This window comes from Streptomyces sp. NBC_00490 (assembly GCF_036013645.1).
In the GTDB taxonomy this organism is placed as follows: Bacteria; Actinomycetota; Actinomycetes; order Streptomycetales; family Streptomycetaceae; genus Streptomyces; species Streptomyces canus_F.
This window is the reverse complement of sequence record NZ_CP107869.1, coordinates 7,130,531-7,156,200: the sequence shown is the minus strand read 5'-3', so window position 1 is coordinate 7,156,200 and position 25,670 is coordinate 7,130,531. Positions and strand designations below refer to the sequence as shown.

The following is a 25,670-nucleotide window of genomic DNA, read 5'->3' as shown; positions in this document are numbered from 1 at the left end:
TCAGCGGACGTGGTCGACGTCGACAAGGTCGACGCGGACACCACGGCCGCCGATGGCGCCCACGACGGTACGCAGAGCGCGTGCGGTGCGGCCGTTGCGACCGATCACCTTGCCGAGGTCGTCGGGGTGGACCCGGACCTCCAGCACTCGCCCACGACGCAGGTCGCGTGAGGCGACCTGCACATCGTCAGGGTTGTCGACGATGCCCTTCACGAGGTGCTCGAGAGCCTCCTCGAGCATGCTCAGGCCTCGGTCGACTCGGACTCGGCGGCAGCCTCGTCCTTCTTCTCAGCCTTCTTCTTCTGGGTGATGGCCTCACCCTTGCCCTCGTCGTCGCCACCGAGAGCGTCGAACACCGGGCGCGTGGCCTTCGGCTCGGCCACGAGCAGCGGAGCCGGGGCGGGCAGGCCCTTGAACTTCTGCCAGTCGCCGGTCAGCTTCAGGATGGCGAGGACGGGCTCGGTCGGCTGCGCGCCGACACCCAGCCAGTACTGCGCGCGCTCCGAGTCGACCTCGATGCGCGAGGGGTTCTGCACCGGGTGGTACAGGCCGATCTCCTCGATCGCACGGCCGTCACGACGGGTGCGGGAGTCGGCGATGACGATGCGGTAGTGAGGCGAACGGATCTTGCCCAGACGCTTCAGCTTGATCTTGACTGCCACGGGAGTGGGTTCTCCTGGATTTGACGTGGTTGGGCACGGCGAGATTGCCGCGTGGGGTTGCGGTACCCGAGTGCCCGATGGACGCGTCAGCCGGAGGCGAGAGGGTTCCTGTGCGGCTGTCGAGTACAGCTAGCCATTGTGCCATACCCGGCGGGTCGCGTCGGACGGAGCCCGCGGCGGGGCACGCCTGAGGGGCACCCGGCAGCGCAGGGTGCCCCCAGGCGTCGTGCCGGCACCCACGAGATGCCGGTACTCCACCGGCCGCGGTTACGCGGCCCCGAGTACCTCGGGAATGCGGAACGGCTTGCCGCACCCTCCGCAGACGATCGGCGCCTGCGCCAGGACCGACGGGACGACGCGCACATTGCGACCGCAGTCGCAGACCGCCTTGACGCGTACGCCACCGCCGGACGAGCCGTGCCGGGCGGCCGGGCCGCGGAAGGAACGGGCCGTGTCGGCGGAGGTGGCCGCCGTGTGGGCCTTCAGGGCGCGCTGGAGCCGCTCGATGGTCGGGCGGTAGCGGCGCTTGGCCTCGGGGTTGAGCGTGACCAGGGAGAAGCCACTGCTGGGATGCGGTTCCTCGGGGTGGTCCAGGCCCAGCTCCTCGGCGATCGCGAGGAATCTGCGGTTGTGGTAGCGGCCGGCGCGGGAGGTGTCGCGGACGCCGCGGGAGGCGGCGATCCCATGGACTGCCTCGTGGAGCAGTCGCTCGAAGGAGAGCTCGTGTCCGCACGCGGACGACGACTCTCCGATCAGGGACTCTGGCGCGGCGAGATCGGGCAGCTCGGGGTGGTACCGCTGAATGTCGGCCCACGCCTGCGCCAGCTCGGCGGCGAGAACAGGTGGTGTCTGTGTCGTGCTCACGTAATGACAACGAGCCGGGGTGCCCCAGTGTTCCGATTCCGGGGCATCCCAAATAATTTGCACGTACCCGTCAGTTGCCGCTGATGCGTCCGGACGAGGGCGGGTGCGCTGATCTGCGGAGAAGCCTCACAGCTCGTACTAAGCCGGTACGTAGGCCGATATACGCCCCGCCACGTAGACGGTGTCCGCGCCCCGGGGCGACTGTGGTCCGCGGATGCGCAAGAGGCGTTTCGGTCGCTCTCGCGCCGGAAGGCCGCTACCTCAATCAGCGCGGGCGACGACGGTGACGTTACCGGGCGCCTTGTCTCCGTCGCCAACCGACCCGCCCGCGACGACCAGACACCGTACGATCACCGCGCAACCGGCCGCCTTCGCCGTACCGCTCGCCAGGTCACGGGCTCGATCCCGATCCGTGCCGACAGGCTCCGACCGTCGCACCCGCGGACCTTGGCCAGAACCGTCTCGTCGCCCTTGATCGCCGGAGCGACGGCCTGGAACTGCTCCCAACGGACCACGTCCGCCCACTGGTTGATCAGCAGCGGCCGTCTCCGCCCGCGTCCGCTCCCCCAGCCCGTACCCGTTCAGTCGGATGACCATGGTACGGCTCCAGGTTGCCGGGATGTGAATTCTCGTCAGGTGTCCAGGGAACCCTCAAGCCGGGCCCCACAGACCCTGGACGCGCGCTCGAGTGCGGAGTTATCTGGCATACGGGGGGAGTGCGAGCGCACGTCACGGGGGCCATGGAATCGGGCACAGCAGCAACTCTCGGCGGATTGGGGCGCTTTCGATGACACCTACGCTCGTGCGGCAGCACCTGACTCATACGGGGCAGGAGCCCCGTGTGGACCGGTGTGCACGCGCGCGTGACTGGTCCGAGATCCAGGAGCGGATGCTGGTTCCGCTCTACGAGGCCGTCTACGAGCGACTCGAAGTGGGCACCGGCACCCGGGTGCTGGGCCTCGGTTGCGGCAGCGGACTCGCCCTGCTGATGGCGGCGTCGAGAGGGGCCGCGGTCACCGGGGTCGACTCCTCGGCCCCGGAACGACTGGCGCTGGCCCGGGAGCGGCTGCTGCCGGAGGAGTGGGGCACACGCACGCGTGCGCGGACCCGGATCGTGGACGGTCACCCTCGGGACGCGGCCGACGCGGAGACGCCCGCGTACACCCTGATGACCGCCTTCGAGCCCATCGGGTGTCTCGCGGGCGACTCGGAGGGGCTCGCCGGGCTGCTCGCCGCGGCGACGCCGCTCGTCGAGCGGGGGGCACCCGTGGTGCTCGCCGGCTGGGGTCCACCGGAACGGTGCACCACGTCGTCCGTGCTGCGGGTGGCCACCAAGCTGGCGGATCCGCTGCGCAGCGCGGGCAGTTGGCGCCCCGCCCTCCGCGACGACCTGGAGGAGGTGGCCCAGCGGGCGGGCCTCAAGCCGGACGGTTCCGGCCGGGTCGCCTGCCCCTTCGGCTACGCCGACGTGGACAGCGCGTTGCGGGGCCTGCTCTCCACGGGCCTGTTCGACGCGGCGATCTCCGCGACGGACCAGGCCCAGGTCGACAAGGAGGTCGTGGAGGCCCTCCACCCGTACCAGCGCCGGGACGGGACGGTGTGGATGCCGAACGTGTTCCGGTACCTGATCGCGCGCGTGCTGTAGCGCTTCGCCGGCGGTGCCGCGTCGCGGGCCGTCGGCCGGTCTCAACGTTCCGAGGTCGGCGACCAGGAACACGGGCATGTGCGCCTACGACGCTGGGGGCGCCCTCCACAACGGAGGGCGCCCCCAGCGACGTACAGAACGAACCGTCAGCCCATGAACTTCTTGAACTCGTCCGGCAGCTCGAAGTCCTGCGGGGCCTGCTGGCCCGGCACACCGAAGGCGTTGCCGCCCTGGGCGGCCGCGGCCCGGCGCGCGGCCTCCTCGGCCTCCTGCTGCTTGCGCTTCATCGGGTTGCCGGAGCGCTGCTTGCCCTTGGCCTGCTTCGGCTGCTTCTTGGCGCGGCCGGGACCGCCACCCATGCCCGGCATCCCGGGCATCCCCGGCATGCCGCCGCCCTGGGCCATGCGGGACATCATCTTGCGGGCCTCGAAGAACCGCTCGACCAGGTTCTTGACCGCGCTGACCTCGACGCCGGAGCCCTTGGCGATACGGGCGCGGCGGGAGCCGTTGATGATCGTCGCGTCCTGGCGCTCGGCCGGGGTCATCGACTTGATGATGGCGGCCGTGCGGTCGACGTCGCGCTCGTCCAGGTTGTTGATCTGGTCCTTGATCTGGCCCATGCCGGGAAGCATGCCGAGCAGCTTGGAGATGCTGCCCATCTTCCTGACCTGTTCCATCTGGGCCAGGAAGTCGTCCAGGGTGAAGTCCTGGCCCTTCTTGGACGCCAGCTTGGAGGCCATCTTCTCGGCCTCTTCCTGACTGAACGTCTTCTCCGCCTGCTCGATCAGGGTGAGCAGGTCACCCATGTCGAGGATGCGGGAGGCCATCCGGTCAGGGTGGAAGGCGTCGAAGTCCTCGAGCTTCTCGCCGTTCGACGCGAACATGATCGGCTTGCCGGTGATCTGCCGGATCGACAGGGCCGCACCACCGCGGGCGTCACCGTCGAGCTTGGAGAGCACCACGCCGTCGAAGCCGACGCCGTCGCGGAAGGACTCGGCGGTGTTGACCGCGTCCTGACCGATCATCGCGTCGACGACGAAGAGGATCTCGTCGGGCGAGACGGCGTCCCTGATGTCCGCCGCCTGCTGCATCAGCTCCTGGTCGATGCCGAGGCGGCCGGCGGTGTCCACGATCACGATGTCGTGGACCTTGGACTTCGCGAACTCGATGGAGTCCTTGGCGACCTTGACCGGGTCGCCCACGCCGTTGCCGGGCTCCGGCGCGTAGACGGCCACGCCCGCGCGCTCGGCGACGACGCTGAGCTGGTTCACGGCGTTGGGACGCTGGAGGTCGGCGGCGACGAGGAGCGGCGAGTGGCCCTGCTCCTTCAGCCAGCGGCCGAGCTTGCCCGCGAGGGTGGTCTTACCGGCACCCTGCAGACCCGCGAGCATGATCACGGTGGGCGGCTGCTTGGCGAAGCGCAGTCGCCGGGTCTCACCGCCGAGGATCGTGACGAGTTCGTCGTTGACGATCTTCAGAACCTGCTGCGCCGGGTTCAGCGCCTTGGAGACATCGGAGCCGAGCGCGCGCTCCTTGACGTTCTTGATGAACGTACGGACGACGGGCAGGGCCACGTCCGCTTCGAGAAGGGCGATGCGGATCTCGCGGGCCGTGGCGTCGATGTCCGCCTCGGACAACCTGCCCTTGCCGCGGAGATTCTTGAAAGTCGCGCTGAGGCGGTCGGAGAGGGTATCGAACACGGCGGCGTCGGTCCTCGGAGTCGGGGGCGTTTGGACTGCCTTCCAGGGTATCCGGCCCGGCAAGCAATTCGTCCCCGCCCGCCGGGTTGAGCGGACGAAGACGGAAACCCCCGCGTCGGCGGGGAGCGGATCGCACGCGTGCCGGCCTCGCGGAGGCGCCCCGGACCACCCCGCGTCAGCCGGGCACACACCCGACGGTCCGGCCACCCCCGCGTCAGCCAGCAACGCACCCGGCTGTCGGCCAACACGACCGCAAGGTCACGCCCGCAGCGTCTCCTCCAGCTTCCGTGCCACGCTCGACGCCTCCTCCCCCGGCAGCGGCGCCCCCTCGGCCCCCGTGACGTAGAACGCGTCGACGGCGTTGGCGCCCAGCGTGGACACATGGGCGCTGCGCATCCGCACTCCCGCGTCCTCCAGCGCCCGCCCGATCCGGAACAGCAGCCCCGGCGCGTCCTGCGCGCGCACCTCGAACACCGTGGCCAGCCGGGACGCGGTCGGATGGACGGTCACCCGTGCCGCGGGCGCCACCACACCGCGCCTGCGGGGATACGCGGCGTCCCGCTCGGCCAGCCGCCCGGCGATGTCCAGCGAACCGTCCAGCGCCCGCACCAGGTCCGCGCGCAGTCGCGCCGCCTGCGGCAGGGAGCCGTACTCCGCCGCCACCCGCCAGTTCAGCAGCAGCACCGAGCCCTCGACACCGTCCGGCAGGTCCAGTGCGCGCAGCTCGGCCGTGCGGACGGTCAGGCGGTGCATGGCGAGCACGCCGGCCACCGCGGGCAGCACGCCCGGCCGGTCGGGTACGGCGATCAGCAGCTCCACACCGAGCGGCTCGGGGTCACCGGCCGGCTGTCCCTCCGCGACGGCCGGCGGCTCGGTCTGCGCGCGCAGCGACAGAACCGGGCTGCCCGTCGCGATCGCCTCGATGGCGAGCCGCTCTTGCTCGGCGGTGGGCGCCGCGGCCTCGGGCTCGTCCGGGTCGTCGCCGGCGAGCACGGCCGCGACCCGCTTGACCAGGTCGGCGACGAGCGAGCCCCGCCAGGACGACCAGGCGGCCGGTCCGGTGGCCAGCGCGTCGGCCTCCGTCAGGGCGTGCAGCAGTTCGAGCGTGCCCTGCGAGCCGACCGCGTCGGCGACCGAACGGACCGTCGCCGGGTCCTCCAGGTCACGCCGGGTGGCCGTGTCCACGAGCAGCAGGTGATGGCGTACGAGGGAGGCGAGCACCGCCACGTCCTCGCGGTCGAAGCCGATCCGGCTCGCCACGTCACGCGCGATGATCTCGCCGGCCACGGAGTGGTCACCGGGCCACCCCTTGCCGATGTCGTGCAGCAGCGCGGCGACGAGCAGCAGGTCGGGGCGGTGGACGCGGCGGGTGAACTCGGAGGCCCGCACCGCGGTCTCGATGAGATGCCGGTCGACCGTCCAGATGTGCACCGCGTTGCGCTGCGGCCGGCAGCGCACCCGCTCCCAGTCGGGGAGCAGTCGGGTGATCAGCCCCTCCGCCTCCAGCGCCTCCCAGACATCGATCGTCGGGGAGCCGGAGCCGAGCAGGGTCACGAGCTGTTCGCGTGCCTCGGCGGGCCAGGGCGTGGGCAGGGGCCGCACATTGGCCGCCATACGCCGTACGGCGTGCAACGACAGCGGCAGGCCCGCCTGTGCGGCGGCCGCGGCGGCGCGCAGCGGAAGCACGGGGTCGCGTTCGGGACGCGCGGCGCGGGCGAGCACCACCTCGCCGTCCTGCTCGACCACGCCCTCCGCCAGCGGCGACCTGTCGGCCACCGGCTTGCCGCCGCCCAGCATGGCGCGCAGCCGCGGCCGCACGGCGCGCGAACGCAGCACGCGGCCCACTTCGCGCCAGGTGACATCGCTGGCGTAGGCGATGACCCGCGCGGCCTCGTACACCTGCCGCAGCAGCGTGTCCGCGTCGAGCAGTCCGAGCTCGGCGGCGACCTGGTCCTGCTCCTGGAGCGCGAGCCGGTCGGTCGCGCGCCCGGTGGTGAGGTGCAGGGCGTCGCGTACGTCGAGCAGCCGGCGCCGGGCGTCGTCGAGGCCCTCACGCGGGGCGTCGGCCAGCCAGGAGGCGGCGACGGCGCGCAGGGCGGTGGCATCCCGCAGTCCACCGCGGGCTTCCTTCAGGTCCGGCTCCAGCAGGTACTGGAGCTCGCCCTGGCGCTCGGCGCGCTCGGCGCACAGCTCCTGGAGTTCGGGCAGGCGCTTGGGCGCCTGGTTGCGCCAGTCGGCGAGGACGGCGGTGCGCAGTCCGGCCGTCAGGCCCAGATCACCGGCGAGGTGACGGGCGTCCAGGAGACCGAGTTGGACCTTCAGATCCTCCGCGGCCGTCTTGCGGGCTTCGGCGGGCGTCCGCACGGAGTGGTCGAGGGCGAGGCCCAGGTCCCAGACCGGGTACCAGAGACGGTCGGCCAGGGTCGCGACGGCGCCGGAGTCGCTGCCGTCGTGCAGCAGGAGCAGGTCCAGGTCGCTGCGCGGGGACAGCTCGCCACGGCCGTAGCCGCCGACCGCGACCAGGGAGACCCCGCGCAGCGCCTCGGCGCCGGTGTCGAAGAGCCCCGACAGCCAGTCGTCCGTCAGTTCGGCGAGGGCCGAACGGCGCGGCGGCCCGGACTGCGCCCCCTCGGTGAGGAGGCGCAGCCGGGCCGCCGCGTAGCCGCTGGGTCCCGAGTCTTCTGCTTCTTTTCGCACGTCCGTACTCGACACCCAGCAGCTCCTAAATCTTCTTCTGTCAGAGCGCGTCGGGTCCGCGCTCGCCGGTCCGGACCCGTACGGCCGTCTCGACCGGCAGGGACCAGACCTTGCCGTCACCGATCTTGCCGGTGCGGGCGGCCTTGACGATGACGTCGATCAGCTGTTCGGCGTCGTCGTCCTCGGCGAGGACCTCGATGCGGATCTTGGGGACCAGGTCGACGGTGTACTCGGCACCGCGGTAGACCTCGGTGTGGCCCCGCTGACGACCGTAACCGCTCGCCTCGGTGACCGTCAGGCCGTGGACTCCGAAGGCCTGGAGGGCTTCCTTGATCTCGTCGAGCCGGTGGGGCTTGACGACTGCGGTGATGAGCTTCATGCGTCCACCTTCTTGCCCGCTCCTGCGGCGGCGGGAGCGGCCGCGGTCTTGGCGGCACCGCCACCGGCGCCGCTGAAGTCGTATGCGGTCTCGGCGTGCTCGGCCTGGTCGATACCGGCGACCTCTTCGTCCTCGGTGACCCGCATGCCGATGGTCTTGTCGAGGATGAAGGCGAGGATCGCGGAGGCGATCAGGGAGTAGGCGAGGACTCCGCCGACACCGGCGAGCTGCTTCCACAGCTGGGTCCACGAGTGGTCGCCGTAGAAGACGCCGGTCGCGTCCGACTGGCCCTTGCCGCTGGCGAAGAAGCCGATCAGGACCGAGCCCGCGACACCGCCGACGAGGTGGACACCGACGACGTCGAGCGAGTCGTCGTAGCCGAACTTGTACTTCAGGCCGACGGCCATGGCGCACAGGACACCGGCGATGGCACCGACCGCGATCGCGCCGATCGGGGTGACCGCGCCACCGGACGGGGTGATGGCGACCAGACCGGCGACCGCGCCGGAGGCGGCGCCCAGCGTGGTGAACGCGCCGTGGCGGATCTTCTCGTAGATGAGCCAGGCCAGCATGGCGGCGGCGGTGGCGACCTGCGTGTTGACGAACATCAGCGTGCCGACGCCGTCGTCGTTGCCGAGCCACGAACCGGCGTTGAAGCCGAACCAGCCGAACCACAGCAGACCGGCGCCGAGCATGACCAGCGGGAGGCTGTGCGGGCGCATCGGGTCCTTCTTGAATCCGACGCGCTTACCGATGACCAGGATGACGCCGAGCGCCGCGGCACCGGCGTTGATGTGGACCGCCGTACCACCGGCGAAGTCGATCACGCCCAGGTCGAAGGCCCAGCCGCCGGTGCCCCAGACCCAGTGGGCGACGGGGAAGTACACGATCGTGGCCCACAGCGCGATGAACAGCGCCCAGGCGGAGAACTTCACACGGTCGGCCAGCGCGCCGCTTATCAGGGCGGGCGTGATGATCGCGAACATCAGCTGGAAGACCATGAAGGCCAGGACCGGGATGTTGTACGGGAGCCAGAGGTCGCCCTTGTCGATTCCGCTGAGCCCGACGAAGTCCGACGTCCAGCCGACGAGGCTGCCCTTGTCGGCGCCGAAGGCGACGGAGAAGCCGTACAACACCCACAGGATGGTGATGATCCCCATGCTGATGAAGCTCATCATCAGCATGTTCAGGGTGCTCTTGACGCGGACCATGCCTCCGTAGAAGAAGGCCAGACCCGGGGTCATGAGTAGCACCAGGGCGGAACAGATGAGCATGAAGCCCGTGTTGGCGGGCGACAGCTCTACGTCTGCCGCCATCGTGATGGCTGGTGCCATCGGCGTCTCCTCGTCGTTGGTACGGCCCCGTGCGGGCGAAGCCTGAGCGGATTGAGGGGTGGGCCGGTTATGCGCCATGAGATTGGCGCAGCGCGGTTTCGTTGGAAGCCCCTCGTTGTTTCGCCGCCGTGACGAAGGCGCCTTACGTGTTACGCCTCGATGAACTGCCGGATGTTCACCGGAATGATCGTTATCGTGGCGCAACCTTCGGTGAAGGCAAGAAACCGGCCGCGGTCGGCCTTCCGATGACCTGGCATGGGGGAGCCGAGTCGGGCAGTTCGGGAGGGCCGGCCGCGGCCGGGGCTCAAGGAATTCAGACTGCTTCGGCCGTCTCCGGAAGCTCGATGCCGAGCTTCTCGGTGAGATCCACAACCTCGGCGAGATCACCGAAATCGCGTACGGCCGTGTCCACCGTCTTTCGGATACGAGTGTTCACCCGCTCGGAGCGGACCTTCTTGGCGATATGCATCGCCTCCTCGGTGAGCACCGTGCTCCGCTCGGGCTCGCGCTGGAGCAGGTGCACGGTGGCCATGCCGATCAGGTTGAGCGCGTACGACCGCTGGTGCTCGGCGTCCTTGGCGAAGAGGTCCACGGCCCGCTGCATCAGGGGCTCGGCCAGGGACGCGTACGTGGGGCTGCGGCCGGCGACATAGGCCAGGTCACGGTAGGAGTGGGAGTTCTCGCCGTACAGCTCGGCCTCGGAGAAGAAGCGGATCCAGTCGGGGTCCGGCTCGTCCCATTCATCGGAGTCGGCGAAGGTGTCCTCGGCCATCCGGACGGCACGCTTGCACTTGCCGGGCTGTCCCATGTTGGCGTACGCGCGGGCCTCCATCGCATACAGCATCGACTGGGTGCGCGGACTCGCGCAGTCCCGGCTGCCGTACTGCGCGAGGTGGATCAGCTCCAGGGCGTCGTCGGGCCGGCCCAGGTGGATCATCTGGCGGCTCATGCTGGACAGGACGTACGAGCCCAGCGGCTTGTCGCCGGCCTCCTTGGCGGCGTGCAGGGCCAGGACGAAGTACTTCTGCGCGGTCGGCTGGAGCCCGACGTCGTACGACATCCAGCCCGCGAGCTCCGCCAGTTCTGCGGCGACCTTGAACAGCTTGCGGGTGGTGGTGTCGGGCTGGGGTTCCTGGAGGAGGTCCGTGACCTCGTGCAGCTGGCCGACGACCGCCTTGCGGCGCAGACCGCCGCCGCACTGGGCGTCCCACTGCCGGAACATCACGGTGGTGGACTCGAGGAGGTCCAGCTCGGGCTTGGACAGCCGGCCGACCCGGCGGGCCGCGGCCGCCGACTCGGGCTCGTGGTGCGCGGCGGACGGGGAGGGCACGAGCCAGCGCTGCATGGGCTCGATGAGGGACGGGCCCGCGGACAGGGCCAGCGAGGTCCCGAGGAAGCCGCGCCGCGCCAGCATCAGGTCGCTGCGCGAGAACTCGCTGAGCAGGGCCACGGTCTGCGGGCCCGTCCAGGGCAGGTCGACCCCGGACACGGACGGTGACTGGCGGGCGGCCCGCAGGCCGAGATCCTCGACCGAGACGACACAGCCGAACCGCTCGGAGAACAGCTCCGACAGGATCCTGGGGATCGGCTCACGGGGATTCTCGCCGTCCAGCCAGCGGCGGACGCGCGAGGTGTCGGTGGAGATGTGGTTGGCGCCCAACTGGCGGGCCCGGCGGTTGACTTGGCGGGCGAGTTCGCCCTTCGACCAGCCGCTGCGCACGAACCACGAGGTGAGCAGCTCATTGGGGCGCTTGTCACCGTTCGCCGCGCTGCCGGCGCCCGTTCCGCTTTCGCCGTTGCCGCTCACTGGAACGCCCCCATCCCTGAGACCACTTGTCGCTGAGTGCGCCAAGCCCTATCAGAATGCCGGTAAATACGGCCGCCCGTCCGGTACTTCTCACCCTTCGAACGGGATACCGACTTGCCTCCGGCATACCCACAAGTGCATGTGCCCCCAGGACTCGTGCACTCACAGTAATCCTACGATCACCCCTCCAGCCATGGGGATCCCGGAAACGCCACCATTCGCCACCCCTTCGAATGAACTCACGGTCGCCTGCGCGCGATTCACTTGACATAGGACAGCCGGGAGTGGGCGGAACGGTGCACTCAGGGGCGCACAGGGCCGAGCACGCCACCCGGGGCGCATCCGGGCGCCGAGCGGACGTTCGGGAACAGCGCTCAGGTCACTTTCCGTGCACGTCTCGTAACCACCGGTGCGTCGGACCCGTTGGAGGGGGCATGGGCTTCACGATCGGCAGCAGTCGGGGTATCCGCGACATCCGGTCCTCCTCGCGTCGCCGCGGCCGCTCGTCGGAGTGCACCGCCGTGGCCGAGTTCACCGGACTCTGGGGCTGGGACGTCGTCCCGGGCGCCCGGGCCGCCGCGGGCGCCTGCTCCTGTGGCCGGGCGGACTGCCAGACACCGGGCGCGCACCCGCTGGACTTCGCGCCGGAGGTGCCCGCCGGGGCGACGCTGGACGAAGTGACCGGCGCCTGGGCCGAGTTCCCGGGCGCCTCGGTGATGCTGCCCGTCGGCCGGGCCTTCGACGTGATCGAGGTGGCGGAACCCGCCGGCCGCCGCGCCCTGGTCCGCCTGGAGCGCATGGGCCTGCCCCTCGGCCCGGTGACGGCGACCCCCGAGGGCCGCGCGCAGTTCTTCGTCGCCCCCGGCGCCGCCGCCGAACTGCCCGAACTCCTCTACCGCATGGGCTGGGACGACCCGACCTCCCTGGACCTGCGTGGCCTGGGCCCCGGCACCCACATCACGGCCCCGCCCTCGGACCGGGCGGGCCTGGGCCCGGTCGAGTGGCTGCGCTCCCCCGCGCTGGACTCGGCGACGAAACCGCCGGCGGCGAGGCTGCTGCTGGGGACGCTCGCCTACGTGGCACACCGGTCGCGGGCGTAGCGGTACGAGCAGGCGCACATGAAGAAGTGCCCGTCCCCGACTGCACCTCGGGGGCGGGCACTTCTTCATGTGGAGGCGTTCTCCCCACCGACGGCGGGTGAGTACTACTCACCGATAAGGGCATCCACGAACGCTTCCGGCTCGAAGGGCGCCAGGTCGTCGGCACCCTCACCGAGACCCACCAGCTTCACCGGCACACCCAGCTCCCGCTGGACCGCGATCACGATGCCGCCCTTGGCGGTGCCGTCCAGCTTGGTCAGCACGATGCCGGTGATGTCGACGACCTCGGCGAAGACACGGGCCTGCACGAGGCCGTTCTGCCCGGTCGTGGCGTCCAGCACCAACAGAATCTCGTCGAGCGGCGCCTGCTTCTCGACGACCCGCTTGACCTTGCCGAGCTCGTCCATGAGCCCGGTCTTGGTGTGGAGGCGCCCGGCGGTGTCGATCAGCACGACGTCCGCGCCGATCTGCTTGCCCTCCTTCACCGCGTCGAAGGCGATGGAGGCGGGGTCGCCGCCCTCGGGGCCCCGGACGGTGTGGGCGCCGACCCGGTCGCCCCAGGTCTGGAGCTGGTCGGCGGCGGCGGCACGGAAGGTGTCGGCGGCGCCGAGGACCACACTGCGGCCGTCGGCGACCAGGACCCGGGCGAGCTTGCCGGTGGTGGTGGTCTTGCCGGTGCCGTTGACACCGACGACCATCACGATGCCGGGCTTGCTGGTCTCGGGCTCGGTCCTGACCGTGCGGTCGAAGTCGGTGCCGAGCAGCTTGAGGAGCTCCTCGCGCAGCAGGCCGCGCAGCTCCTCGGGGGTCCGGGTGCCGAGCACCTTCACGCGCTCGCGCAGGCTCTCGACCAGTTCCTGGGTGGGGGCGACGCCGACGTCGGCGGTGAGGAGGATGTCCTCGATCTCCTCCCAGGTGTCCTCGTCGAGGTGCTCGCGCGACAGGAGCGTGAGCAGCCCCTTGCCGAGCGCGTTCTGGGAGCGGGAGAGGCGCGCGCGCAGGCGGACGAGACGTCCGGCCGTGGGCTCGGGGACCTCGATCTCGGGGATTTCAAGAGCCGGCGGCTCCTCGACGGCGACCGGGGCCGAGCCGTCCGGGAGATCCACCTCCTCTATCGTCCGGCGCGGTTCGTCGCGGGGCGTCTCGGCCTCGTCGCCGACGTGCGGCTCGGCCGGAGGGGCGGTGATGTCGGGCGCTGCGGGAGGCGGCGGGGGCAGCGGCTTCTTACGTCGGCTGCCGACGACGAGCCCGCCGAGCACACCGAGCACGACCACGGCGATGACTACAGCAAGGATGACGGTTTCCATAACCTGTCCAGTATCAGTCATGGGCCCCTGCCGGACCCAGCCTGCACTTTCCACCAAAGAACAAAAGGGCTCATAGAGGGACCAAACAGATCAAAGCATGATGGCGCCCCATGAGCACCAGCGCCTCCTGGTACCGGGGCGGCTCCGGCCCGGCGTCGGCGACCTCGCCCGAGGGCCCGCGACCATGGCCATCTGACGCATCGTCAGCTAGCGTCCCCCTCCACCGTCCAGTGCATCGAGGGGGAACCCATGCCCGTCACGGTCGTACGCTTCAACCTCGTCGAACCCGGCGCCGGCCCCGCCTCCCTGCGCGCCCGCTACCAGACCGCCCTGGAGATGGCCGCGTACGCCGACGAGCACGGGATCACCACCGTGCAGACCGAGGAGCACCACGGCGTCGCCAACAACTGGCTGCCCTCGCCGTTCGCCTTCGCGGGCGCCGTCTTCGGAGCGACCCGAAGGATCGCGGTCACGGTCTCGGCGATCATCGGCCCGCTGCACGACCCGCTCCGGCTGGCCGAGGAGATCGCCGTACTGGATCTACTGAGCGGCGGCCGCCTGGTGACGGTCGCGGGAATCGGCTACCGGCCCGAGGAGTACGCCCAGTTCGACGTGGACTGGAAGCGACGCGGCAAGCTCCAGGACGAACTCCTCGAGACGCTGCTCAGGGCCTGGACCGGCGAGGAGTTCGAGTACCGGGGCCGTACGGTACGGGTCACCCCGCGCCCCTGCACCGACCCGCACCCCCTGCTCCTGGTCGGCGGCTCCTCCCGGGCCGCCGCCCGCCGGGCCGCCCGTCTGGGCCTGCCGTTCTTCCCCAGCGCGCATCTGCCGGAGCTGGAGGCGTACTACAAGGAGCGGCTCGTCGAGTACGACACCGAGGGCTGGACCATGATGCCCGCCGCCGAGACCCCGCTGCTGCACATCGCCGAGGACCCGGACCGGGCGTGGGACATGTACGGCTCCTGTTTCCTGCACGAGGCCCGGACGTACGCCTCCTGGCAGTCCGGGGACATCCGGTCCGCCGTGCGGTCGGGGGCCACGACCGTGGACGAGCTGCGTGCCGAGGGCGTGTACCGGATCCTGACTCCGGCCGAGTGCGTGGCGCAGGGCCTCGACAACCTCGTCCTGCATCCGCTGGCGGGCGGGATGCCGCTGGAGGAGGGGTGGCGGAGTCTGCGGCTGTTCGCGCAGGAGGTGCTGCCGGCGCTGACGGACTGACCTGTGCGGTGACCCAACGGCACCGCCGCCCCCGACCCGGGCAGTGACCGGGTCGGGGGCGGCGGCAGGATACGGGGAGAAGGACAGCGGGGATGGGCCCGTCCCCCCGAGTTCGTGCGGGCCGTTCAGCCCATCTCCTCCAGCGTCTTGCCCTTCGTCTCCTTGACGAACTTGAGGACGAACGGGATGGAGAGCGCGGCGAAGACCGTGTAGATCACGTAGGTCAGGGAGAGGTTCCAGTCCGCCAGCGAGGGGAAGCTCGCGGTGATGGCCCAGTTGGCGATCCACTGCGCGGAGGCGGCCACACCCAGGGCGGCGGCGCGGATCCTGTTCGGGAACATCTCGCCGAGGAAGACCCAGACCACCACACCCCAGGACAGGGCGAAGAAGAGGACGAAGACGTGGGCGGCGATCAGGGCGGTCCAGCCCTGCGCGGCCGGCAGCTTGCCGTCGACCAGGTCGAAGGAGAAGGCCCAGGCCTCCAGTCCGAGACCGATCACCATGCCGACCGAGCCGATGAGGGCCAGCGGCTTACGGCCGACGCGGTCCACGAAGATCATGGCGATCACGGTGCCGACGATGTTGATGATCGACGTCGTGAACGAGTAGAGGAACGAGTCCGTCGGGTCGACACCGACCGACTGCCACAGGGTCGAGGAGTAGTAGAACGCGACGTTGATGCCGACGAACTGCTGGAAGACCGAGAGGCCGATACCGACCCAGACGATCGGCTTGAAGAAGAAGCTGCCGCCGAGCAGGTCCTTGAAGGTGGACTTGTGCTCGCTGTTCATGGCGTGCTCGATCTCGGTGACGCGGGCGTCCAGATCGATGGTGTCGCCCTCGACCTCCTTGAGGATCTCGCGGGCGCGCTCGTGCTTGCCGACGGAGATCAGGAAGCGCGGGGACTCGGGGATCGCGAAGGAGAGCAGGCCGTAGAGGACGGCCGGGATCACCATGACGCCGAGCATGACCTGCCAGGCCTCGATGCCCATCAGCTCGCCGCGCTGGTCACCGCCGGCCGCGTTCAGCAGGCCCCAGTTGACCAGCTGAGAGACGGCGATGCCGATGACGATCGCGGCCTGCTGGAAGGAACCGAGGCGACCGCGGTAGGCCGGTGGGGCGACCTCCGCGATGTAGGCGGGGCCGATCACGGAGGCCATGCCGATGGCGAAGCCGCCGACGACGCGCCAGAAGGCGAGGTCCCACAGGGCGAAGGGCAGCGCCGAGCCCACCGCGCTGACCGTGAAGAGGACGGCCGAGATCTGCATGCACCGGATGCGGCCGATCCGGTCGGCGATCCGGCCGGCGGTCGCGGCGCCGATGGCGCATCCGATCAGGGCGATGGCGATGACCTGGGCCAGCGCTGCGGACCCGATGTCGTAGCGATCCCGGATGGCCTCGACCGCGCCGTTGATCACGGAGCTGTCGTAGCCGAAGAGGAAGCCTCCCATCGCGGCCGCCGCCGCGATGAAGATGACGTGCCCGAGGTGCTCGGGCTGAGCCGACCTGGCTCCTGACGTGGGTGCCGCTGTGCTGGTCAAGTGAAACTCCTCGGGCCACCGGCAGCGCTGCCGGGTGGGGGGTGAGCCCTTCCAGTGGCGCATAGCTTCACGCCGCCCACCACCTGAAGGTAAAAGCAACGTTGCAGAGACTATGCCTTCAAGTTTCTTAGTCAACAGGGGGACGGCTGTGAATTTTCCGTACCCGCGAGGTGTCGATTCGTTCAAGACTTGAAGTCAGCCAGAAGGCGCAGGTCGTGATAGGTGTAGAGGCCACGTGACTAGCGGAGTCGCTGCGAGATGACCTTCGACACACCGTCGCCCTGCATGGAGACGCCGTACAGCGCGTCGGCGACCTCCATCGTGCGCTTCTGGTGGGTGATGACGATCAGCTGCGAGGCTTCCTGCAGCTCCTGCATGATGCGGATCAGCCGCTGCAGGTTGGTGTCGTCGAGGGCCGCCTCGACCTCGTCCATGACATAGAACGGGCTGGGCCGGGCCTTGAAGATCGACACCAGCATGGCCACGGCCGTCAGCGACCGCTCACCGCCCGAGAGCAGGCTGAGCCGCTTCACCTTCTTGCCCGGCGGACGCGCCTCCACGTCGACGCCGGTGGTGAGCATGTTGTCGGGGTCGGTGAGGATCAGCCGCCCGTCACCACCCGGGAACAGCCGGCTGAAGACACCCTCGAACTCCCGGGCGGTGTCCCGGAAGGCCTCGGTGAAGACCTGCTCGACGCGTTCGTCGACCTCCTTCACCACCTGGAGCAGGTCGGCGCGGGTCTTCTTCAGGTCCTCCAGCTGCTCGCTGAGGAACTTGTGCCGCTCCTCCAGCGCCGAGAACTCCTCGAGCGCGAGCGGGTTCACCTTCCCGAGCTGCTGATAGGCCCGTTCGGCGGCCTTGAGCCGCTTCTCCTGCTCGGCCCGGTGGAACGTCTTCGGCTGGTTGCGCGGATGCTCCGGGTCCTCCGGCAGCTCCTCGCCCTCGGCGGGCGGAGAGGGCGGTACGAGCTGATGGGGCCCGTACTCGGAGACGAGCCCGGCGGGCTCGACCCCCAGCTCCTCCAGCGCCTTGGTCTCCAGCTGCTCGATCCGCATGCGCTTCTCGGCGCCGAGCACCTCACCCCGGTGCACCGAGTCGGTCAGCTTGTCGAGCTCGCCCTTCAGATCCCGGCCGGCGTTGCGGGCGGCGGCCAGCTCCTGCTCGCGGCGCGCCTTGGCGGCCTCGGCGGCGGCCCGCTCCTCGTCGGCTCGCCCGAGGGACACCTCGACGTGCGCGAGGAGTTGCCGCGCACCGGAGGCAACGGCCTCGGCGACCGTGGCCTCGTGCCGCAGCCGTGCCCGCCGCTGCTCGGCACGCGCGCGTGCGTCGCGCTCGGCCCGGGCGGCGCGGTCGAGGGAGTCGGCGCGGCCGGCGAGACCCTTGACCCGCTCCTCGTGCGTCCGCACTTGAAGCCGGGCCTCCATCTCCGTCTGCCGGGCGTTGGCACCGTCGGCGGCGAGCCGGTCCCGTACGGAGGTGTCCGGCTCCTCCTCGACGGGCAGCTCCTCGGCGACGGCGAGACGTTCGGCGAGTTCTTCCACGTCCTGGAGGGCCTTGTCGAGCGATTCCTGCGCCCTGGCCGCGGCGGCGACGGACCGTTCGGCCTCGCCCGCGGCGCCGCGTGCCTGTCCGGCCAGCCGGCCGAGCTGCTGGGCCACGGTCGACTTCTCCCGGTCGGCGGCGCGGCGCCGTTCGCTGAGCTCCTCGACCAGTGCGGTGCGTTCCTTCCGCCGCTCCTGGGCCTCGTGCTGGGCCTCGCTCAACTCCTCGCAGCGGACGGCGAGTTCTTCCAGCTCGGCCGCTGCCTCGTCGACGGATGCCTGTACTTCGAGGAGGCTGGGGGCGCCCGCGGAGCCGCCGTGGGCGAAGTGCGCGCCGAGGAGGTCGCCTTCGGCGGTGACGGCGGTCAGGTCGGGGCGGGCGTAGACGAGGTCCTCGGCGTCTTCGAGAGTGCCGACGACGACGATGCCGTGGAGCAGACGTCGTACGGCCGGCATGAGGTCCGAAGGGCCGCGGACGAAATCCGCCGCGCGGGGTCGTGTGGCGTCAGCCGGCTCGTCGTGGCCGGTCGCGCCGTTCCCCGCGCCCCCGAGGGGCGCCTCCGGCACCCCGGCCAGCAGCAATGACGCCCGTCCGCCGTCCTGCTTCCGCAGCAACCGGATCGCGTCCGCCGCCGCCGACGGTGAGGTCACCGCCAGTGCGTCCGCCGCCGCTCCGAAAGCCGCCGCCAGCGCCACCTCGTAGCCCGGTGTCACCGTCAGCAGCTCTGCCGCCGGGCCCAGCAGGCCGGTGAGGCGATCCTTCGCGCCCAGCAGTATTCCCGTGCCGTCCTTCCTGCGCAGCCCCAACGCGAGCGCCTCGTGCCGGGCCTGGGTCGCCGCCCGCTTCCGCTCCGCCGCCGTGGCCGCTTCCCGGGCCGCCGTCAGCGCGGCCTCCGCCTCGGCCAGCTCCGCTTTCGCCGCGTCGTGCCGCTCCGCCAGTTCGGCGTCGCCCGCGTCGAGCCCGTCGACCTCCGCCTTGAGCGCCTCGTACTCCTCCTGCGCGGCGAAGGCCCGCTCCTGGGCCTCGTCCCGGGTGGCGGCCAGCCGGTCGATCTCGGCCTGGGCCGAGGCGGCGCGCGAACGAGCCGCGTTGACCTGGCCGTTCAGCCGGGCCAGCCCCTCGCGGCGGTCGGCGATGGCGCGGGCGACGTCCTTCAGACGCCGTTCCTCCTGGACGAGCGCGCGTTCCAGTTCGGCGCGGTGCGTGACCGTGTCCTCCAGCGCGTGCTCGGCCGCCTCCAGGGCCGCTTCGAGCTCGGCCTCCTGCTCACGGATCCGGGCGGCCTCGCGCTCCATGTCCTCGGGGTCACGGCCACGCCGTTCCTCCGGTGGCGCCGAGGTCGCGCTCTTCACGCGCGCGTCGGCGAGCGAGACCGTGCCGCGCACCCGCTCGGCGAGCTGGGAGAGCTCGTACCAGGTCTGCTGGGCCCGCTGGAGCCGCGGCGTCAGCTGCCGCACCTCGTCCTCCAGGAGAGCCTCCCGTTGCAGGGCCTTCTTCAGCTCCTGCTCGGCGGCCTCCTTGCGCTCCTTCAGCGCGGCCTCGTCGGCGATCTCGGACGAGAGCGCCTGGCGCAGCCGTACGAGATCGTCGGCCAGGAGCCTGAGACGGGCGTCGCGCAGATCCGCCTGGATCACCGCGGCCCGCCGCGCGACCGCCGCCTGGCGGCCCAGCGGCTTGAGCTGTCTGCGCAGCTCGTCCGTCAGGTCCTGCACGCGCGCGAGGTTGGCCTGCATCGCGTCCAGCTTCCGCAGCGCCTTCTCCTTGCGCTTGCGGTGCTTCAACACACCCGCGGCCTCTTCGATGAAGGCCCTGCGGCCCATCGGATCCGCGTGCAGGACCGAGTCGAGCTGCCCCTGGCCGACGATGACATGCATCTCGCGGCCGATGCCGGAGTCGGAGAGCAGTTCCTGGATGTCCAGCAGCCGGCAGGTGTCGCCGTTGATCTGGTACTCACTGCCGCCGTTGCGGAACATGATCCGCGTGATGGTGACCTCGGCGTACTCGATGGGCAGCGCCCCGTCGGAGTTGTCGATGGTCAGGGACACCTCGGCGCGGCCCAGCGGGGGCCGCCCGGTGGTGCCGGCGAAGATGACGTCCTCCATCTTGCCGCCGCGCAGCGACTTGGCGCCCTGCTCGCCCATGACCCAGCTGAGGGCGTCGACCACATTGGACTTGCCCGAGCCGTTCGGTCCGACGACGCACGTGATACCCGGCTCGAACCGGAGCGTGGTCGCGGAGGCGAACGACTTGAACCCGCGCAGGGTCAGGGCCTTGAGGTGCACGCCGCTGGACTCTACCTTCCGGGCTTGTCTCACTCCATGAACGCGCTGTCCCCCGCGGTTTCACCCATGAACGTGCAGGGCACATCAGACGTTAAAGAGAGCGGGAAGGTGTTGTTGTACGCGGGGGAAAGAAAGAAGGGACGCCGAAGCGTCCCTTGCAAACTCGAACTCTGACTACTTAGCGGTTGATCCGGGCGGCCCAACCACTGCGTATGTCGTGATGCGATGCAGTGATCAGGTGAGCGCAGGCTCCGCCTGGTGTGCGTCGATGCTCTCCAGAAGCGAGTCGTGAGAAGCGGCAGCCGCGAGCGCGTCGTTTTCGGCCTGAATCCGTACGAGCTCGGATTCGAGGTCCTGGACGCGCTGCTGGAGCCGTCGCATCTCGGCGATGAGTCGCGGGTCGGAGCCGCCGACGTAACCGAGAAGCGCCTTTGCCATGATGGATGGTCCTCCACACTGAGTGACCGACCGAAGCGGTGTGGGTCGTGAGGGATTCGCACCCGCGATGCTTGGCACTGTTGAGTTTGTGCTGCCGTTCATCCATGCCAAACAGCTAAGGTGCGCGGGGTGCATTCAGCGTCTCACCAAAAAGTTTGACGGTCAACACGATCACGCCCTGTATTGGCGGCAACCCGGGGGCACGCGGCCTGGAAACGGCGGCGCGGCGACTCCTGCGGGGCCCTAGGGGCGTAGCGATCATCCTTAAGTGCGGAGCCTCCCAGGAAATGCCGTTCTTGGCAACCACCAGGGCCTTTCTGCTTCAGGCAGGTGCCGGTGGCATGTCCCGCGGGTCCCACCTGGCCCGCTTTACAGAACCGGCTCAGCGGATGGCGAACCCGTCGTAACCCCCGCGGGGTGTGTCCCAGATCTCGGTGACACCGTCCACGCGCCCGGGCGTGTCCTCGCCCTGGAGCCAGTCGAGGAGTCCTTCGCAGTGCTTCCTCGGGCCCTCCGCGACCACCTGGACCCGTCCGTCCCCCAAATTGAGAGCAAAACCACTCAACCCACCGAGTTCGAGGGCCTTGGCCCGCGTGAACCAGCGGAAACCCACACCTTGGACACGTCCTCGCACCCAGGCGACCAGTCGCACATCCTCGCTCATAGACGCAACCTAACCAACCAATGTCTCTCTGGGCTCTCCCTCCCCTGGCGCCATGCGGTACCGTCCCCTGCCAATGAATCTCATACGAAACTCACTCGATCGTGTGAGTTTTGTGAGTTCGGTCCGACCGCTGGGGACGAGTCGGCCACAAAGGACGAGGAAGGCCAGGACACATGGGACGCCACCGACGCTCCGCCGCCGGCCGCGCCGCCACGGGCCGCGCCACGGGGGTCACGGAAACAGACGGCTCGTACACGAGCGGCTACGACCCGCAGCACTCGTACGACTACGACCCGCAGCACTCTTACGGCTTGGACCAGCAGTTCTCGTACGACTTCGACGCCGACGCCCGGAGCCACCACACGGGCGAGTACCCCACGGTGGGCATCGCGCCCTATCTGAACCCCGAGGCACACGCCCGCAGCACCACCTACCTCTACGCGACGGACGACGAGTACGCGCAGTCCACGGGCACCACGAGCACCGCGCTGTTCCCCAGCGAGGGTTACTCGCCCGGTGACGGCCCGCGGCGCGACGGGGGTTCGCGCCGTCGCCGTAAGAAGAGGGTCGTGACGCCGGTCAGGACCGGGCTGCTCGGGGTCTCCGCGGCGGTCGCGATCGGTACGGTCGCGGTGGCCACGGGTGTGGTGCCCGGCCTCGACAACTACAAGCTCGGCGGCGGCAACGCCGACAACGTGCAGGCCGCGGACACCCCGACCAACTCCGCGACCGAGCAGGGCGGCACCTCCGGCAGCGCCGACGAGGGCCGGGACGACGAGGCGGCCAGCCGCGCCGGCGAGCGCTCGGCCTCTCCCACGCCGTCCGCCTCACCCTCCACCCCTACGGCCGCGCCGACCAAGACGCCGTCGAAGAAGCCGACGGCCACACCCAGCGAGAAGAAGCCGGAGACGACGCCCTCGCGCGCGGCCACGAAGGCACCGGCGAACACCAAGGCCCCGGTGACGGTCTCCGCGGAGGTACAGGCCGAGGCCGAGGTGCTGAAGCTCGTCAACGAGGAGCGGGCGAAGGTGGGCTGCAGCCCGGTGGCCGCGAACAGCGCGCTGGGCAAGCTCGCCGAGGACTTCAGCGAGGCGATGGCCGCCGAGGGCTTCTTCGACCACACCGACCCCAGTGGCAAGACTCCCTGGGACCGGGCCGAGGCAGCCGGCATCACCAGCCTCGGCGGCGAGAACATAGCCCGGGGCCAGACCGACGCGGCCGCGGTGATGGAGGCCTGGATGAACAGCCCGGGCCACAAGGCGAACATCCTGAACTGCGACTTCCAGACGCTGGGGGTCGGTGTGCACTTCGGGTCGGGTGGCCCGTGGTGGACGCAGGACTTCGGCTACTGACCGACAAAGGGAGCGCTAACTTACGGTTAGTGCTCCCTTTTCGTTAGCGCTGCGCTCCCGTACGCTGGATGTATGGACACCACGCTCGACATCTCCTACGACGTGTTCGCCAAGGCCTGTCCCTCGCGCAACACGCTGGAGCATGTGACGGGACGCTGGGGCGGGCTGACGCTCTGCGCCCTCCACGAGGGCTCCCTGCGCTTCAACGAGCTGCGCCGTCGTGTGGACGGCGTGAGCGAGAAGATGCTCTCCCAGACCTTGCAGGCACTGGAGCGCGACGGCCTGGTGCACCGCGAGGCCCAGCCGACCAACCCGCCCCGCGTGGACTACGAACTGACCCCGCTCGGACGCGGCGTCGCCGAGCGACTGGTCGGCCTCATCGAGTTCGTGGAGGGCCGCATGGACGACGTGCTCGCGGCCCGTCAGCACTACGACGAGACGCGCGGCGCCCGCTGACACTTCGGGCAGAAGTAGCTGGACCGGTTCATCCAGGCCGCTCGCCGCATCGGCGTACCGCACCGCTTGCAGGGCAGCCCCTCGCGGCCGTACGCGTCGAGCGAGCGGTCGAAGTAGCCTGACTCGCCGTTGACGTTGACGTACAGGCTGTCGAAACTCGTGCCGCCCACCGCGAGCGCCGCGTTCATCACATCCCTGACGTGACCCAGGAGTTCGGCCGTGCGCGGGCGTGTGAATCCCGCGGTCGGGCGCTCGTAGTGGACGCGGGCACGCCAAAGTGCCTCGTCCGCGTAGATGTTGCCCACTCCGCTGATCAACGACTGGTCGAGCAGGGCCCGTTTGATGGTGCTGCGCTTGCGGCGCAGCGCCTGGTGGAACGCCTCGTCGTCGAAGAGCGGGTCCAGGGGATCGCGGGCGATGTGCGCGATGACGTCGGGCAGACCGTCCTCGGTGTTGTCGTGCAACGACAGGCCGCCGAAGGTGCGTTGGTCGACGAAGCGGAGTTCCGTACCGAGGCCGTCGGCGAAACGGACGCGGATGCGCAGATGCTTCTCGTCCGGGGTCTCGTGCGGCTGGACCAGCAGCTGGCCGCTCATGCCGAGGTGCGCCAGGACCGACTGGTTGGTGTCCTCCAGCGGCAGCCACAGATACTTGCCGCGACGGCTGGGCACACCGATGCGATGCCCTTTGAGGCGGTGGGTGAAGTCGTCGGCGCCGGCGATGTGACGGCGTACCGCACGCGGGTGCAGCACCTCGGCCTCGGCGACGGCACGGTGGGCGACCCACCGCTCCAGACCTCGCCGTACGACCTCGACCTCGGGCAACTCGGGCATGGGATCCCCCGGTGTATGAGCCGAGCGCCCGCCCCGGTGCGGGACGGGCGCTCTGGGTATCGCGCTGTGCGGTCAGGCGGAGGCGGGCGCCTCGTCGGCGCCGGCGTCGGCGTCGGCTTCGACGACCTTCGCCGCAGCCTTGGCTCGCTCGTCCGCCGCGGCCCGGATGGACCGCCATGCGGACTCGGCGGCCTGCTGCTCCGCCTCCTTCTTGCTGCGGCCGGTGCCGGTGCCGTACGAGACGCCTCCGACGCGGGCGGCAGCAGTGAAGGTCTTCTCGTGGTCGGGGCCGGTCTCCGTGACCAGGTACTCGGGGACGCCGAGCCCTTCGGTCGCGGTGAGCTCCTGGAGACTGGTCTTCCAGTCCAGGCCGGCACCGAGGTTGGAGGACTTCTCGATCAGTGGGTCGAAGAGCCGGTGGACGAGTTCGCCCGCCGCGTCCAGACCCTGGTCGAGATAGACCGCGCCGATCACCGCTTCAAGGGTGTCGGCAAGGATGGATGCCTTGTCCCGGCCGCCCGTACCCTCTTCACCACGGCCGAGCCGGATGAAGGAGCCCAGGTCGAGCTCACGGCCCACCTCCGCCAGCGCACGAGAGTTGACCACCGCGGCCCGCAACTTGGCCAGTTGGCCTTCGGGCAGGTCGGGGTGGGTGCGGTACAGCGTGTCCGTGACCACGAGGCCGAGCACGGAGTCCCCGAGGAACTCCAGGCGCTCGTTGGTGGGCAGACCGCCGTTCTCGTACGCATAGGACCGGTGGGTCAGCGCACGCACCAGAAGGGCGGACTCGAGTTTGTACCCGAGCCGCCCTTCCAACAGCGTGTGGGACGAGGCCGTGTTGTCCGCAGAATTCTTCTTCGGAGTGGACACAGTGCCTCTCACCAGCCGCTCAGACCTCGAGGACCTGGCGCTTGTTGTACGTGCCGCAAGACGGGCACGCGATGTGCTGCAGCTTGGGCTCGTGGCAGCGCTCGCACGCAACCAGGGTGGGGACCGCAGCCTTCCACTGCGACCGGCGGTGGCGCGTGTTGCTGCGCGACATCTTCCGCTTCGGAACAGCCACGGCTACTTCTCCTGCTTCTCGTTGGCGCGCGCCGGTCGAGGCGCTTCGCCACTGATCTCGTCCTTCTCGCCATCTTCGAGTGAACCGGCGAGTCCCTGCAGTGCCGCCCAACGGATGTCGACGGCGTCATGGTGGTGGTCCGGGTCGTCCGCCAGCCGCACTCCGCACTCGGAGCACAGGCCGGGGCAGTCGTCCTGGCACACCGGCTGCATCGGCAGGGCAAGCACCACCGCGTCACGCAGCACAGGTTCGAGGTCGAACAAGCCGTCCTCGATGAAGAGCCTGTCCTCGTCTTCCTCGGCGTCGTCGGCCGGTTCCGCCTTGGGGCGGCCCCGGTCGTCGGCGTCAGGGTACGAGAACATCTCCTGGAAGTCCGCTGCGAGCTCCAGCTCAAGCGGCTCCAGACACCTTACGCACTCCCCCTCGGCCAGTGCACGGGCGGTGCCTGTGACAAGCACCCCTTCCATGACCGACTCGAGCCGGAGGTCGAGCTTCACCGGGGCGCCTTCCGGCACTCCGATCACTCCCGCGATCCCGAGATCCTTGGGAGCGTCGATCTCACGGGTCAGGCGCTGCAGCGCACCGGGCCGCCGCCCCAGCTCGTGCGTGTCGAACACGAGAGGCTTGCGGTGGTCGAGGCGGGCGTTCAGAGCCATTCCTGCTTTCGATCTTCGAGCTCAGAGGGACGCTGCCCTTCGGTGTTCCCGGGCAGCGCTGATCGCGGACGTACACGCGACCGAAGAGCCAGGATACTGGACCTTTCCCTCACGGCCCAATCCGGTG

At 70.0% G+C, this 25,670-nt stretch carries 22 protein-coding genes; 5 read left to right on the top strand and 17 right to left on the bottom strand.

What is annotated here, in order from left to right; translation table 11 throughout:
* The 3 genes from OG381_RS32830 to OG381_RS32820 form a co-directional block, all read right to left on the bottom strand.
* Complete coding sequence (locus tag OG381_RS32830) at positions 1–240, bottom strand: RNA-binding protein (RefSeq protein WP_005479813.1); 240 nt, start codon at positions 238–240, stop codon at positions 1–3.
* A gap of 2 nt (positions 241–242) precedes the next feature.
* On the bottom strand, positions 243–662 hold the full coding sequence (gene rpsP / locus OG381_RS32825; protein WP_046258839.1) for a 30S ribosomal protein S16: 420 nt from the start codon (positions 660–662) through the stop codon (positions 243–245).
* A 267-nt stretch (positions 663–929) separates the two neighbouring features.
* Positions 930–1,526 carry a hypothetical protein gene (locus OG381_RS32820; protein ID WP_046258840.1) on the bottom strand — a complete coding sequence of 199 codons (597 nt, stop codon included), beginning with the start codon at positions 1,524–1,526 and terminating at the stop codon, positions 930–932.
* A gap of 787 nt (positions 1,527–2,313) precedes the next feature.
* On the opposite strand from OG381_RS32820, the gene OG381_RS32815 reads away from it, so the two are divergent.
* Positions 2,314–3,171, top strand: coding sequence for an SAM-dependent methyltransferase (locus OG381_RS32815; protein WP_327719625.1), 858 nt, complete (start codon positions 2,314–2,316; stop codon positions 3,169–3,171).
* A 146-nt stretch (positions 3,172–3,317) separates the two neighbouring features.
* Here the strand turns inward: OG381_RS32815 and ffh are convergent, their stop codons facing one another.
* The 5 genes from ffh to nsdA form a co-directional block, all read right to left on the bottom strand.
* Complete coding sequence (gene ffh / locus OG381_RS32810; RefSeq protein WP_327719624.1) at positions 3,318–4,871, bottom strand: signal recognition particle protein; 1,554 nt, start codon at positions 4,869–4,871, stop codon at positions 3,318–3,320.
* A gap of 258 nt (positions 4,872–5,129) precedes the next feature.
* Positions 5,130–7,583 carry a [protein-PII] uridylyltransferase gene (locus OG381_RS32805; protein WP_327719623.1) on the bottom strand — a complete coding sequence of 818 codons (2,454 nt, stop codon included), beginning with the start codon at positions 7,581–7,583 and terminating at the stop codon, positions 5,130–5,132.
* A gap of 25 nt (positions 7,584–7,608) precedes the next feature.
* Positions 7,609–7,947, bottom strand: coding sequence for a P-II family nitrogen regulator (locus OG381_RS32800; protein WP_003997576.1), 339 nt, complete (start codon positions 7,945–7,947; stop codon positions 7,609–7,611).
* Entirely contained in the window at positions 7,944–9,281 is a 1,338-nt protein-coding gene (locus OG381_RS32795) for an ammonium transporter (RefSeq protein WP_327719622.1), read from the bottom strand. The genes OG381_RS32800 and OG381_RS32795 overlap by 4 nt, the downstream gene beginning before the upstream one ends.
* A gap of 313 nt (positions 9,282–9,594) precedes the next feature.
* A complete protein-coding gene (nsdA, locus tag OG381_RS32790) occupies positions 9,595–11,088 on the bottom strand; it encodes a transcriptional repressor NsdA (protein ID WP_327719621.1) in 1,494 nt (497 codons plus the stop codon).
* Positions 11,089–11,522: 434 nt separating this feature from the next.
* Here nsdA and OG381_RS32785 point away from each other — a divergent pair, with 434 nt between their 5' ends.
* Positions 11,523–12,188: a bifunctional DNA primase/polymerase gene (locus tag OG381_RS32785; RefSeq protein ID WP_327719620.1), complete on the top strand. Its 666-nt coding sequence runs from the start codon at positions 11,523–11,525 to the stop codon at positions 12,186–12,188.
* Positions 12,189–12,292: 104 nt separating this feature from the next.
* Here OG381_RS32785 and ftsY read toward each other — a convergent pair whose 3' ends face one another.
* Entirely contained in the window at positions 12,293–13,495 is a 1,203-nt protein-coding gene (ftsY, locus tag OG381_RS32780; protein WP_327719619.1) for a signal recognition particle-docking protein FtsY, read from the bottom strand.
* Positions 13,496–13,744: 249 nt separating this feature from the next.
* Here ftsY and OG381_RS32775 point away from each other — a divergent pair, with 249 nt between their 5' ends.
* Positions 13,745–14,716, top strand: coding sequence for an LLM class flavin-dependent oxidoreductase (locus OG381_RS32775; RefSeq protein ID WP_327719618.1), 972 nt, complete (start codon positions 13,745–13,747; stop codon positions 14,714–14,716).
* A gap of 125 nt (positions 14,717–14,841) precedes the next feature.
* On the opposite strand, the gene OG381_RS32770 is transcribed toward OG381_RS32775, so the two are convergent.
* The 4 genes from OG381_RS32770 to OG381_RS32755 form a co-directional block, all read right to left on the bottom strand.
* Positions 14,842–16,257, bottom strand: a complete 1,416-nt coding sequence (locus OG381_RS32770) for a sugar porter family MFS transporter (protein WP_327719617.1) — start codon at positions 16,255–16,257, stop codon at positions 14,842–14,844.
* Between the two features lie 239 nt (positions 16,258–16,496).
* Positions 16,497–20,081: a chromosome segregation protein SMC gene (smc, locus tag OG381_RS32765; RefSeq protein WP_327719616.1), complete on the bottom strand. Its 3,585-nt coding sequence runs from the start codon at positions 20,079–20,081 to the stop codon at positions 16,497–16,499.
* 234 nt (positions 20,082–20,315) lie between these two features.
* Positions 20,316–20,519 carry a hypothetical protein gene (locus OG381_RS32760; protein ID WP_037649730.1) on the bottom strand — a complete coding sequence of 68 codons (204 nt, stop codon included), beginning with the start codon at positions 20,517–20,519 and terminating at the stop codon, positions 20,316–20,318.
* Between the two features lie 382 nt (positions 20,520–20,901).
* Positions 20,902–21,183, bottom strand: a complete 282-nt coding sequence (locus tag OG381_RS32755) for an acylphosphatase (protein WP_327719615.1) — start codon at positions 21,181–21,183, stop codon at positions 20,902–20,904.
* A 173-nt stretch (positions 21,184–21,356) separates the two neighbouring features.
* Between OG381_RS32755 and OG381_RS32750 the strand changes: the two genes are divergently transcribed.
* Together OG381_RS32750 and OG381_RS32745 are read left to right on the top strand one after the other, a co-directional pair.
* Positions 21,357–22,535 carry a CAP domain-containing protein gene (locus OG381_RS32750; protein ID WP_327719614.1) on the top strand — a complete coding sequence of 393 codons (1,179 nt, stop codon included), beginning with the start codon at positions 21,357–21,359 and terminating at the stop codon, positions 22,533–22,535.
* Positions 22,536–22,607: 72 nt separating this feature from the next.
* Complete coding sequence (locus OG381_RS32745) at positions 22,608–22,991, top strand: winged helix-turn-helix transcriptional regulator (RefSeq protein WP_327719613.1); 384 nt, start codon at positions 22,608–22,610, stop codon at positions 22,989–22,991.
* Here OG381_RS32745 and mutM read toward each other — a convergent pair.
* The 4 genes from mutM to OG381_RS32725 all read right to left on the bottom strand — a co-directional run bounded on the left by mutM (position 22,964) and on the right by OG381_RS32725 (position 25,543).
* The gene (mutM, locus tag OG381_RS32740) at positions 22,964–23,824 is read right to left on the bottom strand and encodes a bifunctional DNA-formamidopyrimidine glycosylase/DNA-(apurinic or apyrimidinic site) lyase (RefSeq protein WP_327719612.1); all 861 of its coding nucleotides are present in this window, start codon (positions 23,822–23,824) and stop codon (positions 22,964–22,966) included. The two genes, OG381_RS32745 and mutM, sit on opposite strands and share 28 nt — an antisense overlap.
* Before the next feature lie 72 nt (positions 23,825–23,896).
* The gene (gene rnc, locus OG381_RS32735; RefSeq protein ID WP_389953919.1) at positions 23,897–24,706 is read right to left on the bottom strand and encodes a ribonuclease III; all 810 of its coding nucleotides are present in this window, start codon (positions 24,704–24,706) and stop codon (positions 23,897–23,899) included.
* Positions 24,707–24,713: 7 nt separating this feature from the next.
* Positions 24,714–24,887: a 50S ribosomal protein L32 gene (gene rpmF / locus OG381_RS32730; RefSeq protein WP_007493396.1), complete on the bottom strand. Its 174-nt coding sequence runs from the start codon at positions 24,885–24,887 to the stop codon at positions 24,714–24,716.
* Between the two features lie 2 nt (positions 24,888–24,889).
* Positions 24,890–25,543, bottom strand: a complete 654-nt coding sequence (locus tag OG381_RS32725) for a YceD family protein (RefSeq protein ID WP_327719610.1) — start codon at positions 25,541–25,543, stop codon at positions 24,890–24,892.
* Positions 25,544–25,670: the final 127 nt, after the last annotated feature.

Coding starts and splice junctions, on each gene's coding strand:
- OG381_RS32830 (WP_005479813.1), bottom strand. CDS start 240: ATGCTCGAGGAGGCTCTCGAGCACCTCGTGAAGGGCATCGTCGACAAC.
- OG381_RS32815 (WP_327719625.1), top strand. CDS start 2,314: ATGACACCTACGCTCGTGCGGCAGCACCTGACTCATACGGGGCAGGAG.
- OG381_RS32800 (WP_003997576.1), bottom strand. CDS start 7,947: ATGAAGCTCATCACCGCAGTCGTCAAGCCCCACCGGCTCGACGAGATC.
- OG381_RS32795 (WP_327719622.1), bottom strand. CDS start 9,281: ATGGCACCAGCCATCACGATGGCGGCAGACGTAGAGCTGTCGCCCGCC.
- OG381_RS32785 (WP_327719620.1), top strand. CDS start 11,523: ATGGGCTTCACGATCGGCAGCAGTCGGGGTATCCGCGACATCCGGTCC.
- ftsY (WP_327719619.1), bottom strand. CDS start 13,495: ATGGAAACCGTCATCCTTGCTGTAGTCATCGCCGTGGTCGTGCTCGGT.
- OG381_RS32775 (WP_327719618.1), top strand. CDS start 13,745: ATGCCCGTCACGGTCGTACGCTTCAACCTCGTCGAACCCGGCGCCGGC.
- OG381_RS32760 (WP_037649730.1), bottom strand. CDS start 20,519: ATGGCAAAGGCGCTTCTCGGTTACGTCGGCGGCTCCGACCCGCGACTC.
- OG381_RS32755 (WP_327719615.1), bottom strand. CDS start 21,183: ATGAGCGAGGATGTGCGACTGGTCGCCTGGGTGCGAGGACGTGTCCAA.
- OG381_RS32750 (WP_327719614.1), top strand. CDS start 21,357: ATGGGACGCCACCGACGCTCCGCCGCCGGCCGCGCCGCCACGGGCCGC.
- OG381_RS32745 (WP_327719613.1), top strand. CDS start 22,608: ATGGACACCACGCTCGACATCTCCTACGACGTGTTCGCCAAGGCCTGT.
- mutM (WP_327719612.1), bottom strand. CDS start 23,824: ATGCCCGAGTTGCCCGAGGTCGAGGTCGTACGGCGAGGTCTGGAGCGG.
- OG381_RS32725 (WP_327719610.1), bottom strand. CDS start 25,543: ATGGCTCTGAACGCCCGCCTCGACCACCGCAAGCCTCTCGTGTTCGAC.